The following is a 15,259-nucleotide window of genomic DNA, read 5'->3' on the forward strand; positions in this document are numbered from 1 at the left end:
TGAACGCCACAGTGAACTTTTGGAAAGTGAGCATTGTAACATTTATGAGAAAGCATATTTTAAAACTGTGGTGGAAGAGAAGGCGGACGATACGGACATGATGATGTCCCTGCAGAGGCTTTCACAAATGCTGGATGAGCATTATGGGATTCTATTGGCGTCATTTAAAGCAGATTCGAAACAACCCTTCTTCCGTATACAGTTTTCTGCTGGTTGCCGGATATCTGAAGGTTGTGAGAATGGATCCATCTTTTAGCGGGGATTATATGTGCGAGGTGGCGCTGCCCAATCAGGAGATCGCGTTTGTATATAACAAGGAAATCCTGCAAAAATTGACCGATATCATTCCCCAGGCTGCCGCGATCTCGATACAGGAGGCATTGTATTCCAATGATGCAAAAAGAGATGCACAAGCTGCTTCTCCAATCGGCAAGCTGCTACGGATATGGCCGGGGAAAACTTTTACCACGGTTTTGTTTTGGGGCTTTGCGCTATGATGGACAACCGCTACTACATTAGTTCGAATGGAGAGCCCGGGGAAGGCCGATATGATATCCAGTTATCGCCCAAGTCGGCGAATATGCCGGGTATTCTGATTGAGCTGAAGGCGGCCAGGAAGCTTTCCGGAGACAAACTAAAACAGCTCTTGGAGACAGCTTTGGCACAGATTGAGGATCGTAAGTACGATACCGATATGCTTCCAAGGGTGTTAAAACAATCTTTAAGTACGGAGTTGCTTTCAGCGGGAAACAGGTGGAGATTACGACAGATTCCTTATGCGTGTCACTGCGCAAAACGAGGAAGAAGATCGACAAAACATCGCGAGAAAACTAAACTTCAACGTGAACACAAGTGACAAACGGAGATTTAGATATGAAAAAAAGAGTGTTATTGGCATTTTTTTGCATGGTTCTGTTGGCCGGCCTTTTGGCTGGATGCGGCAGCAAAAACGTAGTAGTCAGCAATCAGGATGAAAATCAGGTAAAGTTTAATCTGACCTTTTTTGGCAATAAGAACGAACCGGAGAACGTTACAGTTATTGAAGAGATTATAACCGGCTTCATGGATGAAAACCCTGATACCCGTTTGTCTTATGAAAGCCTGAAAGGAACGGATTATTTTGAAGCCCTGGAAAAGCGAATGGCGGCGGGGAAAGGCGACGATATTTTTATGGTCAATCACGATACCGCTTTATCGCTGGGAGAGAACGGACAGCTGGCGGATCTGTCCCAATTAAATTGCATTTCCTCCTACTCAGACAGCATGATCAGCCAGATGGAGGAAAATGGAAAAATCCTGTGGGTTCCTACTACGGTTTCCGCCTTTGGATTATACTGCAATGAAGAACTGCTCAAGGAATATGGACAAGAAATTCCGGACAATTTAGCAGAATGGGAACAGGTCTGTCAATTTTTTAAGGAGCAGGGAATCACACCGATCATCGCCAATAACGACATTTCCATAAAAACCCTGGCTATTGCCGTAGGGTTTGATTTGGTTTATCATGAAGACAGACAGAAAGAGCTGTTCGCAAAGATTAACAAGAATGAAGAACTGCTCAGTACTTACCTGAGACCGGGTTTTCTTCTGGCAAAGCGTTTTATCGACCGGGGATATGTTGATGCTGAGAAAGCGCTAAAAACCGAAAAGACTTCTGATGATCTGGAAGAATTCGTAAAAGGAGAATCCCCATTTATGCTGACCGGAGGCTGGGCTGCCGGCCGGGCCAAAAACATGAATTCGAAATTGAACTTTACCGTTGTACCGTATCCGGCAAGGAAGGATGGTTCGGTCCTGGTGGTCAATGCCGATACCCGGTTGAGCGTCAACGAAGGCAGCGCCAATAAAGAACAAGCCCTGAAATTTGTTGAATATTTTACAAGGGAAGATTCCATACAGAAGTTTGCCGATAATCAGTCATCGTTCAGTCCTTTGAAACAAGGCCAGCCATCCTCAACCGAAGAAATTCAGCCGCTGGTTGAATGTTATCAGTCGGGACGGACTGTGATTGGATCAGACAGCCTTTTAGAACTTCCCATTTGGGAAATAACCGCTGAAGCAGCGCAAAAACTGCTCTCTGGAGAAACCGTTGATACAATTATGACGTGGATGGATGAACAGCAGAGGATGAAATGATGATTTCTAATATATGGAAAAAAACGGCATTGGCGGCGGTGCTCATTGCATCTTTGCTGTGCTCGGTCACGGTTCTTTATATCAAAGACGTAAAGAATCAGTTGTGGCAGGAATCAATCAATACGATTACTGAGAGTACGAAGCAGGGGACCAATGGATTGGGTCTTTTGCTGAGCAAAGATTTTCAGTCCTTGGAAACGATAAGCTCCTATCTCAGTAAAATCACTTCTAATGATTCGAAAACGCTGAACAACCTTTTGAGGACGCAGACCGAAGGCGGAATCCGCCTTTACCTTTCAAACGGTCAATGGATTCCCAGCGGTCTTGCCGATGCCCAGGCAGCTGACAGTCTGGAAAAAAACCAGAACACAGAAGGCGTCGTGGATCCGCATATCAGCAGCACTTCCGGCGTTAACGTGATTGATCTCTACAGAAAAGTGACCTTTTCCGACGGTCGAAACGGGTATCTAATTAAAGAATATGAAGTACGAAATATTGCTGATCGTTTTTCCCTTTCTTTTTATAATAATGAAGGATTTTCTTATATTGCCGATCATGATGGTGAGATTCTAATCCGTTCTTCTCACCCTAATAGTAACAAGACGGTAAAGAATTTATTTGATATGCTGCCTGAGGATGAAAACGATCTGCAAACTATAAACCAATTCCAGAAATCCCTTCAGAAAAAGGAAAACGGATGGGCTTTATTCAACTATAATCAAGAAGCGACTGTTTTCTGCTATGTTCCTCTGAAGCACGCTACGGATTGGTATCTGATTTCCATCATTCCCGAAGATATCATCAGTGAACAGAGCAACAAAATTCTTGCCAGGACCATGGTTCTGATGATTGCAGTCATCCTGGGTATTGCGGCGCTGGTTCTGTTTTATCTATGGCATGGCCGCAAGGCTAACCGCAAATTGAAAAGCCAGGCCAATTATATCAGCCATCTATATAATTCCATTCCAGAGGGAATTGCCGTGGTGACAATCGATGCACCCCATCAGTTTATTCAACTCAATAAAGAAGGGCTGCGAATGGTTCATTATCGTCAAGATGACGTTGACACAAAAGGAATGCTGCTCTCAACCATCATTCATCCGGATGACATGGAGGAAACAGAGCGAATTTTTAAGAATGCCGTTGAAAGAGGAACAAAGCAAACATTCCTGAATCGGATATTCAGAACGGACGGCTCTTATTTTTGGTCGTCGGGGATTGTTGAGAAAACCATGGATGAAAATGGTAAGCCGGTGCTGGTGGCTACCTTCCACGATGTAACCAAAGAAAAGCTGGCTGAGGAGGAAGAGGAAAAGGAAAAGCTTTTGGAACGCAGAACCCTGCTCAGCGCCATTTCCAACGCCTATCCGGTGATTATCAGCATTAATCTTTCTGCGGACCAAATCGATGTTTTGTATTTTGAACAAGAGCTGAAAATCGATATGGGCAATCCCAGGTCCTACACGGCCTTATACGATGCCTTCGGCCGGATTTTGGAATCAGATGCCAAAGAGGAATATGAAAAGCGGTTTTCCATCGATCGTTTGAAAGAAATTTTAGGGAAAAAGAAAAAAGAAGTATTTATAGAAGCAAGGGCACTTTTGACGGATGGGAAGCAGCATTGGATTTCGGCCCAGATCATCCATGTGGATAATCCTTATTCCGAGGAACAGATGGCGATTTTGTTGTCCAGACGCGTGGATGAGCAAAAATATGAAGAAGAGCAAAACCGCAAAATGATGCAGAGCGCGCTGGAAAACGCCAATGCGGCAAATGAAGCAAAGAGCCGGTTCCTTTCCAATATGAGCCATGATATTCGAACGCCGATGAACGCAATTGTAGGGATGACGACAATCGCCAAGGCGCATCTGGATGATAGAGAACGAATCAAAGATTGCCTGGATAAGATTGATCTTTCCAGTACCCATCTGCTAAATTTGATTAATGATGTCCTGGATATGTCAAAAATAGAAAGCGGCAAACTGATTATGAGGGAAGAACCTTTTAATTTGGCGGAGCTACTGATCGAGACGGTAAATTTGGTTCGCCCGCAGGCAAAATCTCATGATCTGGAGATTGACGTCCGGCTGGCGCCTCTAAGAAATGAACAAATCATCGGCGATCCGCTGCGGCTTCGGCAGATATGTCTCAATATTTTCAGCAATGCGGTTAAATATACCCTTGCCGGCGGCAGAATCCTCATAGAGGCAGAGCAGCTTTCCAGCACGCGCAAAGGATATGGAATGTATCAAATTCGCTGCACGGATACCGGTATCGGAATGTCTAAAGAGTTTCAAGAAAAATTGTTCCTGCCGTTTGAACGGGTACAGGATTCTTCGACCAGCTGGATTGCGGGGACTGGCCTGGGCATGGCAATTACAAAGAATATTATTGATATGATGAACGGTCATATTGATGTCAAAAGCCAGACCGGCAAGGGATCCGTCTTCACGGTAACCCTGTCGCTTAAATTAGAGGAAGCAAGGCAGGAAATGGTACCCGAATTTTGGATCGGCGCCAGAGCCCTGATCATTGATGACGATAGGCAGGCTTGCAGCGCAGCGATCGAAATCCTTCGTGATATGGGTATTGAAGCGCACTGTACAGATAGCGGCAAGACCGCTCTGGAGATGATCCGCAGGGCCCAGGAAGACGATCAAGCTTATAAGGTGATCCTGCTGGACTGGAAGATGCCGGAAATGGATGGAGCGGAAACGGCTGTGCAAATTCGCAAAATTGTTGGGTCGGAAGTTCCAATTATATTCCTCACCGCATATGACTGGTCAGAGATTGAAGAAGATGTAAAGGAAAAAGGTGTAACCGGATTCCTTTCCAAGCCATTTTATCGTTCGAATTTCTGCTATCTGCTCAATGAGTTGAATGATCGGGGAGAAGAAGGGCCGGTTATCGATTGGGCGGATCAATACAGCAATAAACGGATTCTACTGGTGGAAGATAATATGCTCAATATGGAAATTGCCAGTGAACTGCTCAAGGAAGCAGATATCCAAATCGAAGAAGCTTTTAACGGCGATGAGGCTGTAAACAAATTCGAGGATTCTTCGGAAGGGTATTATGATCTCATTTTAATGGATATTCAGATGCCGGTTATGGATGGATATCAGGCTGCCAGCTATATTCGGGGACTAAAGCGGTCCGATGCGCAGGATATCCCGATTGTAGCAATGACAGCCAATGCTTTCGCAGAAGATGTACAGGAAGCGCTGCGGGCGGGAATGAATGATCATATTGCCAAGCCGATCGATATTGAGGTTTTGAATCGTACCTTGCAGAAATGGCTGCTGTAAATGGATGATGTTGATTTTGTGATATTCAATTCTGAAAAATTGACTTCCCCTTTCTGTTCATGTATAATCGAACCGTAGAAATTTTCATGCATCGCAGCTTTTGCAGCGATGCAGTCTTTATATAAACCAGGAGTAAGTCATGTTTTGTAAAAATTGTTTTAAGAAGATTAGTAATCGCAGTCATTTCTGTAAATATTGCGGCGCTCCGGTCAAACAGAAAAAGCTGGTAAAAGAAGAAGCCGTGAAGGAAGAGCCGCCCATGCAGGGGCCGCCGCCAGCACCGACGCCTCAGGAAAAAGAATATGATTTTAAGCTGAGGTCGGAGCGGGAAAAGGAATTCCCCATTCCGACCAAGTATCTCAAAATCGGCTTTGCAGTAGTATTGGTAATCGTAGTAGTCGTTGTACTCCTACAGAGTTCGGTCTTTCAAGATCCGGATTCCATTAAGTATAATGATTATATTGGTGTCTGGCAGGAGCGTGGGACCGACGATATTGAAAGCTCTGGCGGCGTTCGACTGGAAATTACTGACGTCAATGGAGGAACGATGCGGATTTCCCTGAGCTTTTATGACGGAGGAGCCGCTTACAACAGCATCGTAGTCAAAGATATCGGCGCAACTATAAAAGACGGGGAAGCCTATTATACCTTTTCCAACGATGGAGCCGGCAACAGCGGAAACGGGGTACTCACTTTCAAAGGCAGGGATATTGAATGGAAGAGTATCATAAATGAGGCAGAAACCCGCCATTATGAAGTGGTCAAGGTGAAAAACAGCATCACAGACGAGGAAACGCTGGCTACTGAAGAATCGACCCAGGCCACGGAAGAAACCACCAAGCAGGCCAATGAAGATTACATAATTCCCAATAGCTCAGAAGAGCTTTTGACAGAAGAAGATCTGCAGGGGCTGACATCCGAGGAGCTGCGGATCGCGAGAAATGAAATCATGGCAAGGCATGGACGGATTTTCAATGACTCTCAGCTGGCGGCTTATTTTGAAGGTAAAGACTGGTATGAGGGAACAGTGGATCCTCAGACCTTTGATCAAGGCGGCTATCTGAGCGACATTGAGATTAAAAATGTGGAGCTGATTAAAAGCAAAGAATAAAACAAATGAAAAAGTGTCACTGCGGCTATGAATGTGCATCCGCTTTCCAATGCGGATACTGCCGGGGCGACACTTTTTCTGTGTTCGTTTTTTTATGGGCGAAACTTATCAAATCAGTCTTCCAGGAAGTCCTTCAGTTCACTGTTGAATTTTTGCGGATCCTCGAGGAAAAGACCGTGTCCGCAGCCGGGGAAGATGACCAGTTTGCTGTCTGTGCCCAGATGCTCTTTCATATATTCGCCATGGGACGGGCCGTAAATCAGACCGTCTCCGCTGTAAGCTAAAAGTACCGGCACTTTGATGGTCGGCAGGACCGGGCGGAAATCCTCAATCGCCATGGCGATCCACATGTTCATCATGCAGTGGGGCGTATTGTCCAGCGCTTCTTTAAAGACCCACTGGAACTCTTCCGATTCCTGGTCATAGTCTTTTGCGAAAACATTGGGAATGAACAGCTTTGCGGCGAATTCCCAGCTGACCGCAATGGCGGCCATGAATTGGAGATTTTGCACAATGTCAAAGGTGCAGCTCTGACCCAGCTTCCATTGGGGGTCATTCAAAAGTTTTGGTGTCATGTCGATAAAGCACATCTTTTTTATGTACTGACACTTGAATTCTCTCGCATAGGCCAGCAAGGTACTGGTTCCCATAGACCAGCCGACGACAGACACTTGATCCAGGCCCAGATGTTCGATCAGCTCGTGAAGATCGGAAGCGAAACGGTTGAGATTCATACCCCGCTCTGTAATCTGGGAACGATCGGACTGACCATGGCCTCGAAGATCATACAAGATGACCCGGTAGTTTTTTGCGAATTCATCCACTTGATATTTGAAAAATTTGTGGTTGCAGGACCAGCCATGGATAAAAATCAAAGGTTCGCCGCTTCCATGTTCTTCATAGTACAGTTTGCACTGATCGCTCGTGGTAAAATAAGCCATTCTCATTCCTCCTTTTTGGGTATCATTTGCAGCAGCTCTTTCCAATAATTATATACCTGGCGGTTTAAAAAGTAAATTGGGTGTGGTATGATAATATGGCTGATAAAGCAGAGAAAAACACGAAGGATAAAAGGAGAACCTATGACAGCAGTAACCTATGAACTAATAAAGACCGACCCTCGATCCAAGGCAAGACGGGGGAGGGTGACAGCGCCCCACGGAACCATTGAAACTCCGGTTTTCATGCCGGTGGGAACGGCGGCTACGGTAAAAGCCATGCGCCCGGAAGAAGTGAAAGAACTGGGTGCGGAGATCATCTTGTCCAACACCTATCATTTATATCTGCGTCCGGGACACGATATTGTGCGGGAGGCGGGAGGCCTTCATAAATTTATGAATTGGGACAGGCCGATCCTTACGGACAGCGGCGGCTTTCAGGTGTTCAGCCTGGGCGATTTGCGCAAGATTACCGAGGAAGGCGTGGAGTTCCGCTCACACATCGACGGTTCCAAACACATGCTTTCGCCTGAGAAATCCATCGAGGTGCAGACGGCGCTGGGATCGGACATTATGATGGCTTTTGACGAGTGCGCGCCTTATCCGGCTGACCGCAGCTATGTGAAGGATTCGCTGGAGCGAACCACCAGGTGGCTCAAGCGCTGCAAGGCGGCTTGGAAGGATACGGAACACCAAGCGCTCTTTGGCATCATGCAGGGCGGCATGTATAAGGACCTGCGCAAACAGTCCGCCGAAGAGATTGTAGAGCTGGATTTGCCCGGCTATGCCATCGGCGGCCTCAGCGTGGGAGAACCCAAGGATTTGATGTGCGAGGTTTTGGACGATTGTGTCGATCATCTGCCGGCGGACAAGCCCCGGTATTTAATGGGAGTCGGTACGCCGGACTACCTGTTTGAAGGGGTGGAGCGGGGCGTCGATATGTTTGACTGCGTGCTGCCGACCAGAATCGCCCGCCATGGAATGGCCATGACTTCGGCCGGAAAGGTGAATATTAAAAACGCCCAATATGAACGGGATTTCAGCCCGCTGGATCATCAGTGCGATTGCTACACCTGCCGGAATTATTCCCGGGCCTATCTGCGCCATCTGTTCAAGTGCAATGAGATGCTGTCTTCCATGCTGCTTTCCAACCACAACCTGCATTTCCTGGTCAATTTGATGAAAAACATTCGCAAAGCCATTGAGGAAGATCGTTTTCTGGAATATAAAAAAGAGTTTTATGATAAGTATGGGACATTTTAATTAATTTTAGTTAAAGGAGAGGTATTTGATGGAGATCTTAAAGAAGAAATTTATCTGAAAAATAATGAGGCTTGGCGTAGTTTTAAATAATTAGCCAGGCCCCATTATATTGCCATAATAACATATGGAATTTGAAGGATAGAATGCGATACGGGAACATTTAACAGTGTCTAACCGCAGGTATTTTTTTGCGCTGCATCAGGTCGCATTTTTCGAAGAACATCTACTGCTGTTTCAAGAGGTGATATTCTCTTAGGATCAGCATAGTCGACAGTGCAAATGCGAGAATATCTGCACTTGGCTGTGCTATCCAAATCCCTTGGATCCCCCAAAAGTGCGGCAAAATGAAGAGAAGCGGCACTGCAAATAGAATGATCCTTGAAACAGCAGTCAGAATAGACAGGCCTACTTTTTCAACAGCTACGTAATATCCAGATACAAGCATGGACATGGTTCCAAAGGCGTACATAAGCAAGAAGATTTTGGAAATATCCATGCAGGTGCGGGCCAACTCTTGGTCAGTTCCTGCAAAGATACCGGAGATAGGCTCAATAAACAACAGCACCAAAGCTACCACTGTCACGATCGCAAGACCGCCCTGCAATATGGCGGTTTTAATTGTTTTTGCTACACGCTGCATGTAGCCTGCGCCCCTGTTAAAGCTTACGATAGGCTGCAGACCGGAGACAAAGGAGTTGCATACCAGCATAACTAAAAAGGCAATATATCCATTGATAATGCCGAAAGCGCCTATTTCCAATTCGCCACCGCCGAATGCAACGATCTGGTTATTGATAATAATGGTAGCAATTGTTGTACAGATCTGGATTACAAAGGTGGCAAAGCCTATTTTTAAGCTTTTTCCAAGCAGCTTAAAGTCCAGCTTGAAATCAGACGCTTTGATTCGGAATACCTTTCCTTTTGCCTGAAGATAAAGAAGTAAGACGGAGGAGAACCCTACAGAAATAATCCACGGGAGCGCCGCTCCGGCCATTCCAATTTTTAACTTAAAAATCAGAAAGAATTCCAATGGAATCGTCAGTATAATTGGAAGCATATATCCCAGTGCGGCGATTCCCGGCTTTTCTTCAATACGGGTAAACGCGTACGCCAGGCCGCCCAGCATACAGAAGGGGAATCCAATCAGCCAGATCAGCAGATATTCTTTTGCGAAAGGCAATATGCTTTCTGTCGCGCCAAATGCAGTGAGCAATGGCTCTCTAAAAATAATTGCCATTACGGAGAAAAGTACAGAGAAGAGAATGACAGCCGCAACCGTTGTTCCGTAAACCTGACGGGCGCCTTCTTTATCGCCTGAGCCAAGCTGTGTGGCGGCCATTGTGGCGGCACCGGTTGTAAACAGCCCCGACATTGCGGCAAAGAAGGTCAGGAAGGGAGCAATAATGCCAAATGCGGCAAGCCCTATCCCGCCAATGCCATTGCCGATAAAAATTCCGTCTGCAATCAATGAACAGGATTGAAAAAGTTGACCTGCTAAGGCCAGAAGAGAGTATTTCCAGAATAAAGGGGTGATTTTTTTTGTGCCAAATTCGTTTTCAATAATAGGGTTCATTATTCGACCTCCTTTTGATTTACATGATAGACGATTCGCCCATTCATAATCGTCATGAGCGGGGAAGTATCTAATATCTGTGCAGTATTTATAGAAAACAGATTTTTATCTAAAACAACGATGTCGGCCAGTTTTCCAGATTCGATGGTTCCAAGCTCCTGCTCTCTGCCCAAGGAATAAGCGCCCCCTTTCGTAAAACTGTCGATTGCTTCTTTAAGCGTTATTCTTTCTTCCGGACACGTGGTTGCAGGGGCACCATCGGGAAGGGCGCGGGTTACGGCTGCATAGATGCCCTCAAGCGGATTACAGTCTGCCACAGGAAAGTCGGAGCCAAACGCAAGAACTGTCCCATAATCGAGCAGTTTCCGGAATGGCCATACTGTTTTTGCGCGTTCAACGCCCAGCCGCACCAGCTTTTCCATACGATCCAGAGATAAATGGAAGGGCTGCATAGAGGCGATCACGCCATTTTTCGAAAAGCGACACAGATCAGACGGAAGCGCGTTTTCGATGTGCTCGATGCAATTTCGTATAGCAGGGGGGCTGCTTGCCTCCCTTGCGTATTGGTAAGCGTCCAAAGCGATGCCAACGGCGCGGTCACCGATGGCATGGAGCTTTACACCAAAGCCCTGTTGATTTGCCGCCCGTACCAGTTCCTTGTAGAACTGCGGGGGATAATTCACACAGCCGAATTCGCCTGGTTTATCTGTATATTCCTCCGTTAATGCAGCCGAATATGCGCTGGTGGTACCATCGATAAACTGCTTCAGCCCTGAGATTTGTAGGTCATCGTAGCAGTATTTTTTCAAAAGCTGCTTCGCTATGGAAAAGTCACCGTCGTCTCCCAAACTTGGATATAAATGAAGGCGGGCTGTCAGCTTGGATTCTTTCTTCAGCTGCAGCAAAGGCGCGTATTCCACAGGTTCTTCTTCAAGGATCGGATTTGCAGAAACATCTGCTATGGAAGTGACGCCTTTGCTTGAAAAATATTGTAAGTTTCTTTGAATTGCGTCAGGTGAAGGTCTGGCCGTTTCTTTTGAAATCAGTGAAATCGCCGCAATATCGCATAAAATACCGGTGGGCTCGCCATTTTCATCCTTTTGTACTTCGCCGAATTTTACTGTAGTATTCCTTGTAATCCCGCATAGTTCCAAAGCTTTTCCGTTGAGCCAACTGGTGTGGCCGTCCGAGGAAGAAAGATAAACGGGAATATCAGGGAAATACAAATCCAGCATTTTTCGATCCGGCAGGGCTTCGATATCCCAGCCGCTGACAAACCAACCGCCACCTACGACACAGGAAAGCCCTGGGTTTTTTTGTAGATGCTCTTGGATCAGTTGGATACAGTTTTGCTCAGAGGTTGCGTTAGATAGATCTACCCGCATAACCCCCTCTGAAGCGGCCGTTGCCAGTATATGGGTATGAGCATCGATAAAACCTGGAAGCACCATCCCTTCGTTAAAAACAAATACGTGGTCGGGAGAACATTGGTATTGGTCGCCCTCTGATATAGTGCAGACGTCGATAATGATGCCATCCCTGATTACAATACAGGCCTCTTGCGGTGTTGCCGCCGTACCTGTATATACTGCCTTACTTTTAATGATTAAGTCAACTGTTTTCATTGAGTCTCTCATCTCCTTTTTTGAGATGTTCCGGAACATTTATTTAATTTTCTGATAATTATCTAACCTAAATATACCTTTCGAAAACTTGAGATTCAATTAGCGGCAGGGGTTATTTTTTTACCCTATTCCCAGAAGAACTACTACCAGGCAGTATTTTTATTCCACCTGATACCTTTAGATTTCCTTTCGTACTCCACTCTTCTGTGATAAAATAGGGATAGTATTTTTACCATGTGTACGGCGTTGCCGCAGGGTAAAAAATACTGAAACTTACTCGACACGGCTCGCAAGTTATACGATATTCTCCATTGAGTACGGCGTTGCCGCAAAGTTGAATATCGTGAAATTTTTTCGTCGTTGCGAAAAAATGATAGGAAGCTTCCGTTAAATGGAACCCATGTGAGGGCGCTTATGGAATACATCGAAAAAAATGAATTGGGAATCATCAGTCGGATTATCTATATGATCCATACGATGGAGGATTTAGATGAAATGCGATTGGCTTTTTTAAAGCTGCTGCAAGTTCTGATTCCATATGGAATCGCAACCTTTGTTCTTTCTTCAAATACGGGGGAGTATAAATTAGAACGTCCGGTTACCGTAAACGGCGGAGATGTGGAGATACTATCTAATTATCTGGAACGGTTTAAGCATGATGATTACAGCCGGTGGATTTTCTTTGCAAAGGAAAGTATGACATATCGTGAGACGGATCTGCTTTCAGAAGAAACCCGAACCAATACAAAATTTTTTAAAGAGGTTTACAGCGGTGCGAATATTCATTACTCCGCACAGATAAGTCTTGCTCATAGAGAAGAATTTTTAGGAGTGGTGTCCATTTACAGAATGAAAGGAACCCCTGATTTTTCGGACAAAGAAATGTACATGCTGGATCAATTAAAAAACCACCTGTCTTTTAGGCTGTATAAGGAGATAGAAAAAAATTACGGGGAAGGCATGGCTGCTTCTGTGGAAATGCTTGCGGCAGAATATGGGTTGACTCATCGGGAGAATGAAATTTTAAAACTTCTTCTGGCGGAAGTGCCGACGGAAGAAATCATAGAGAAACTGTGTATCAGTTTGCATACTTTAAAAAAGCATAAAAGCAATCTGTATAAAAAGCTGCATATTTCCGGTAAATGGGAACTTTATAAGCTTCTGCATTCGTGTAAATTCTTCTGATCCAAAATGCAAAGAACGATTGTATTAGAGATATTTCACTATGTAAACATGTATCTTCATGGAATGCGGCCTACATATACCATGGAAGCGGTGCAGGTCACTAAAGTGTCGATGAAGATGGGCAGGTGTAATTCCAGCTCGTCCATTTTGGCGGCGACTCAGTTTCCCTTTGTGTATTTTACTGCGGACAGCGGTAACCTATGAATTAACAAAAAACCACCCTCGATTCAAGGCAAGGAGGGGGAAAAGCGCCCCACGGAACTATTGAAACTCCTGTTTTTATGCCGGTGGGAACGACGGATTCCAGGTACTCAGCCTGGGCGATCTGCGCAAGATCACCAAAGAAGGCGTGGAGTTCCGCTCCCACATCGACGGTTCCAAACACATGCTTTCGCCGGAAAAATCCATCGAAGTACAGACGGCGCTGGGATCGGACATTATGATGGCTTTTGATGAATGCGCTCCTTATCCGGCTGACCGCAGCTATGTAAAGGATTCGCTGGAGCGAACCACCAGGTGGCTCAAGTGCTGTAAGGCGGCTTGGAAGGATACGGAAGCTCAGGCGCTCTTTGGCATCATGCAGGGAGGCATGAATAAGGACCTGTGCAAACAGTCTGCCGAAGAGGTTGTCGAATTGAATTTGCTGGGTATGCCGTCGGCGGTCTCAGTGTGGGAGAGCTAAAGGAGTTGATGTGCAAGGTTTTGGATGACTGCGTCGACCATCTGCCGGCGGACAAGCCCCGATATTTGATGAGAGTCGGGAACCTGATTACTTGTTTGAAGGAGTGAAGCGGGGCGTCGATATGTTTGACTGCGTACAGCCGACCAGAATTGCCAGCCATGGACATTCGCAAAGCCATTGAGGAAGACCGTTTTCTAGAATATAAAAAAGAGTTTTATGATAAGTACAGAGCATTTTAACTAAGGAGAGGTATTTTATGGAAGTATGTAAACACGATGAGTTCTGCGGCGGATGCATTTATCAGGGGACGCCTTATGCGGAACAGTTGAAAATCAAGGAACAGGAGGTCCTCAACCTTCTTGAAAAAAAGGGCATTGCCTGCGGGGAAATCCTTCCCATCGAGCCTGCGCCCAGCCAGTACCGCTATCGCAATAAGATGGAATATACCTTCGGCGATATGGAGAAAGGCGGCGATATGACCCTGGGCATGCATCGCAAAAAGCATTTTATGTCCATCGTTACTGTGGATCAGTGTCAGCTGGTTCACGAAGATTTTAATCGGGTTTTGCGGGCCACCTTGGACTTTTGCCAGGAGAAAGGCTATTCATTTTACCATAAAAAATCCCACAAGGGCCTGCTGCGCCATCTGATTGTGCGCAGGGGCGTGCATACCGGCGAGCTGCTGGTCAACCTGGTCACTTCTACGGAGCCTGGCTTTGACGAGGAAGGGTATGTGAAAGCTTTGCAGCAGCTTCCGCTGGAGCATACTTTAGTTGGAATTCTGCGGACCTTTAACGATAGCCTGGCCGATGCGGTTAAGTGCGATGAGCTGAAAACGTTGTGGGGCCGTGATTATTATATGGAACGGATCATGGACCTGGATTTCAAGGTCAGCGCCTTTTCCTTTTTCCAGACCAACGTGGAAGCGGTGGAGAATCTCTATTCCTATGCCATCAATCTGATCGACGATTTCAGCGGCAAAGTGGCTTTTGACCTGTTCTGCGGCACGGGAACCATTACCCAGACCCTGGCGAAAAAGGCCAGGAAGGCTGTGGGCGTGGAACTGGTGGAGGAAGCGGTGGCGGCGGCTAAAAGCAACGCCGCTCTCAATGGCCTGGACAACTGCCAGTTTATCGCGGGCGATGTTTTCGAGGTGTTGGAAACGGTAACGGAAAAGCCCGATGTGATCGTGGTGGATCCGCCGCGCATGGGGATTTCGCCCAAAGCGCTGGATAAGATTATCAGCTATGGGGTTGAGCAGATGGTTTATGTTTCCTGCAATCCGAAGACGCTGGTGGAGAATCTTTATTATTTGCAGTATTATGGGTATGAGGTTAGGAGTTTGAAACCGTTTGATAATTTTGCTGGGACGCGGCATACAGAATGTGTGGCGTTGGTGGTGCGGGGAGGTTGATTTTACGGATGTCTAGAGGAATAG

Annotated in this window: 11 protein-coding genes and 1 pseudogene; 9 read left to right on the top strand and 3 right to left on the bottom strand. The window is 46.0% G+C overall.

Features of this window, described 5'->3' with window-relative positions:
• Positions 1-143: 143 nt before the first annotated feature.
• The 5 genes from LG211_RS08095 (at position 144) to LG211_RS08110 (ending at position 6,555) form a co-directional block, all read left to right on the top strand.
• A complete protein-coding gene (locus LG211_RS08095) occupies positions 144-497 on the top strand; it encodes a hypothetical protein (protein ID WP_148395326.1) in 354 nt (117 codons plus the stop codon).
• On the top strand, positions 497-856 hold the full coding sequence (locus LG211_RS20115) for a PD-(D/E)XK nuclease domain-containing protein (protein ID WP_417448596.1): 360 nt from the start codon (positions 497-499) through the stop codon (positions 854-856). Before LG211_RS08095 ends, LG211_RS20115 begins: the two co-directional genes overlap by 1 nt.
• 17 nt (positions 857-873) lie before the next feature.
• Entirely contained in the window at positions 874-2,136 is a 1,263-nt protein-coding gene (locus LG211_RS08100) for an ABC transporter substrate-binding protein (RefSeq protein ID WP_269477328.1), read from the top strand.
• Entirely contained in the window at positions 2,133-5,444 is a 3,312-nt protein-coding gene (locus LG211_RS08105; protein ID WP_269477329.1) for a response regulator, read from the top strand. Before LG211_RS08100 ends, LG211_RS08105 begins: the two co-directional genes overlap by 4 nt.
• Positions 5,445-5,583: 139 nt before the next feature.
• Positions 5,584-6,555, top strand: coding sequence for a YARHG domain-containing protein (locus tag LG211_RS08110; RefSeq protein ID WP_227755097.1), 972 nt, complete (start codon positions 5,584-5,586; stop codon positions 6,553-6,555).
• 113 nt (positions 6,556-6,668) lie between these two features.
• On the opposite strand, the gene LG211_RS08115 is transcribed toward LG211_RS08110, so the two are convergent.
• On the bottom strand, positions 6,669-7,496 hold the full coding sequence (locus LG211_RS08115) for an alpha/beta fold hydrolase (protein WP_253019731.1): 828 nt from the start codon (positions 7,494-7,496) through the stop codon (positions 6,669-6,671).
• Between the two features lie 141 nt (positions 7,497-7,637).
• Between LG211_RS08115 and tgt the strand changes: the two genes are divergently transcribed.
• On the top strand, positions 7,638-8,756 hold the full coding sequence (gene tgt / locus LG211_RS08120) for a tRNA guanosine(34) transglycosylase Tgt (protein WP_148395320.1): 1,119 nt from the start codon (positions 7,638-7,640) through the stop codon (positions 8,754-8,756).
• A gap of 223 nt (positions 8,757-8,979) precedes the next feature.
• Here tgt and LG211_RS08125 read toward each other — a convergent pair whose 3' ends face one another.
• Together LG211_RS08125 and LG211_RS08130 are read right to left on the bottom strand one after the other, a co-directional pair.
• The gene (locus LG211_RS08125) at positions 8,980-10,329 is read right to left on the bottom strand and encodes an MATE family efflux transporter (protein ID WP_148395319.1); all 1,350 of its coding nucleotides are present in this window, start codon (positions 10,327-10,329) and stop codon (positions 8,980-8,982) included.
• Entirely contained in the window at positions 10,329-11,954 is a 1,626-nt protein-coding gene (locus tag LG211_RS08130) for an amidohydrolase (RefSeq protein ID WP_227755100.1), read from the bottom strand. The genes LG211_RS08125 and LG211_RS08130 overlap by 1 nt, the downstream gene beginning before the upstream one ends.
• A gap of 414 nt (positions 11,955-12,368) precedes the next feature.
• On the opposite strand from LG211_RS08130, the gene LG211_RS08135 reads away from it, so the two are divergent.
• The 3 genes and pseudogenes from LG211_RS08135 to rlmD all read left to right on the top strand — a co-directional run bounded on the left by LG211_RS08135 (position 12,369) and on the right by rlmD (position 15,235).
• On the top strand, positions 12,369-13,139 hold the full coding sequence (locus LG211_RS08135; RefSeq protein ID WP_148395317.1) for a helix-turn-helix transcriptional regulator: 771 nt from the start codon (positions 12,369-12,371) through the stop codon (positions 13,137-13,139).
• A 298-nt stretch (positions 13,140-13,437) separates the two neighbouring features.
• Positions 13,438-13,984 (top strand): annotated as a pseudogene (locus LG211_RS08140) (tRNA guanosine(34) transglycosylase Tgt); the annotation flags it as partial.
• Positions 13,985-14,077: 93 nt separating this feature from the next.
• Positions 14,078-15,235: a 23S rRNA (uracil(1939)-C(5))-methyltransferase RlmD gene (gene rlmD / locus LG211_RS08145; RefSeq protein WP_269477330.1), complete on the top strand. Its 1,158-nt coding sequence runs from the start codon at positions 14,078-14,080 to the stop codon at positions 15,233-15,235.
• The last annotated feature ends 24 nt before the right edge of the window (positions 15,236-15,259 follow it).

It is taken from the genome of Hominibacterium faecale (assembly GCF_020734085.1).
Lineage (GTDB): Bacteria > Bacillota > Clostridia > Peptostreptococcales > Anaerovoracaceae > Hominibacterium > Hominibacterium faecale.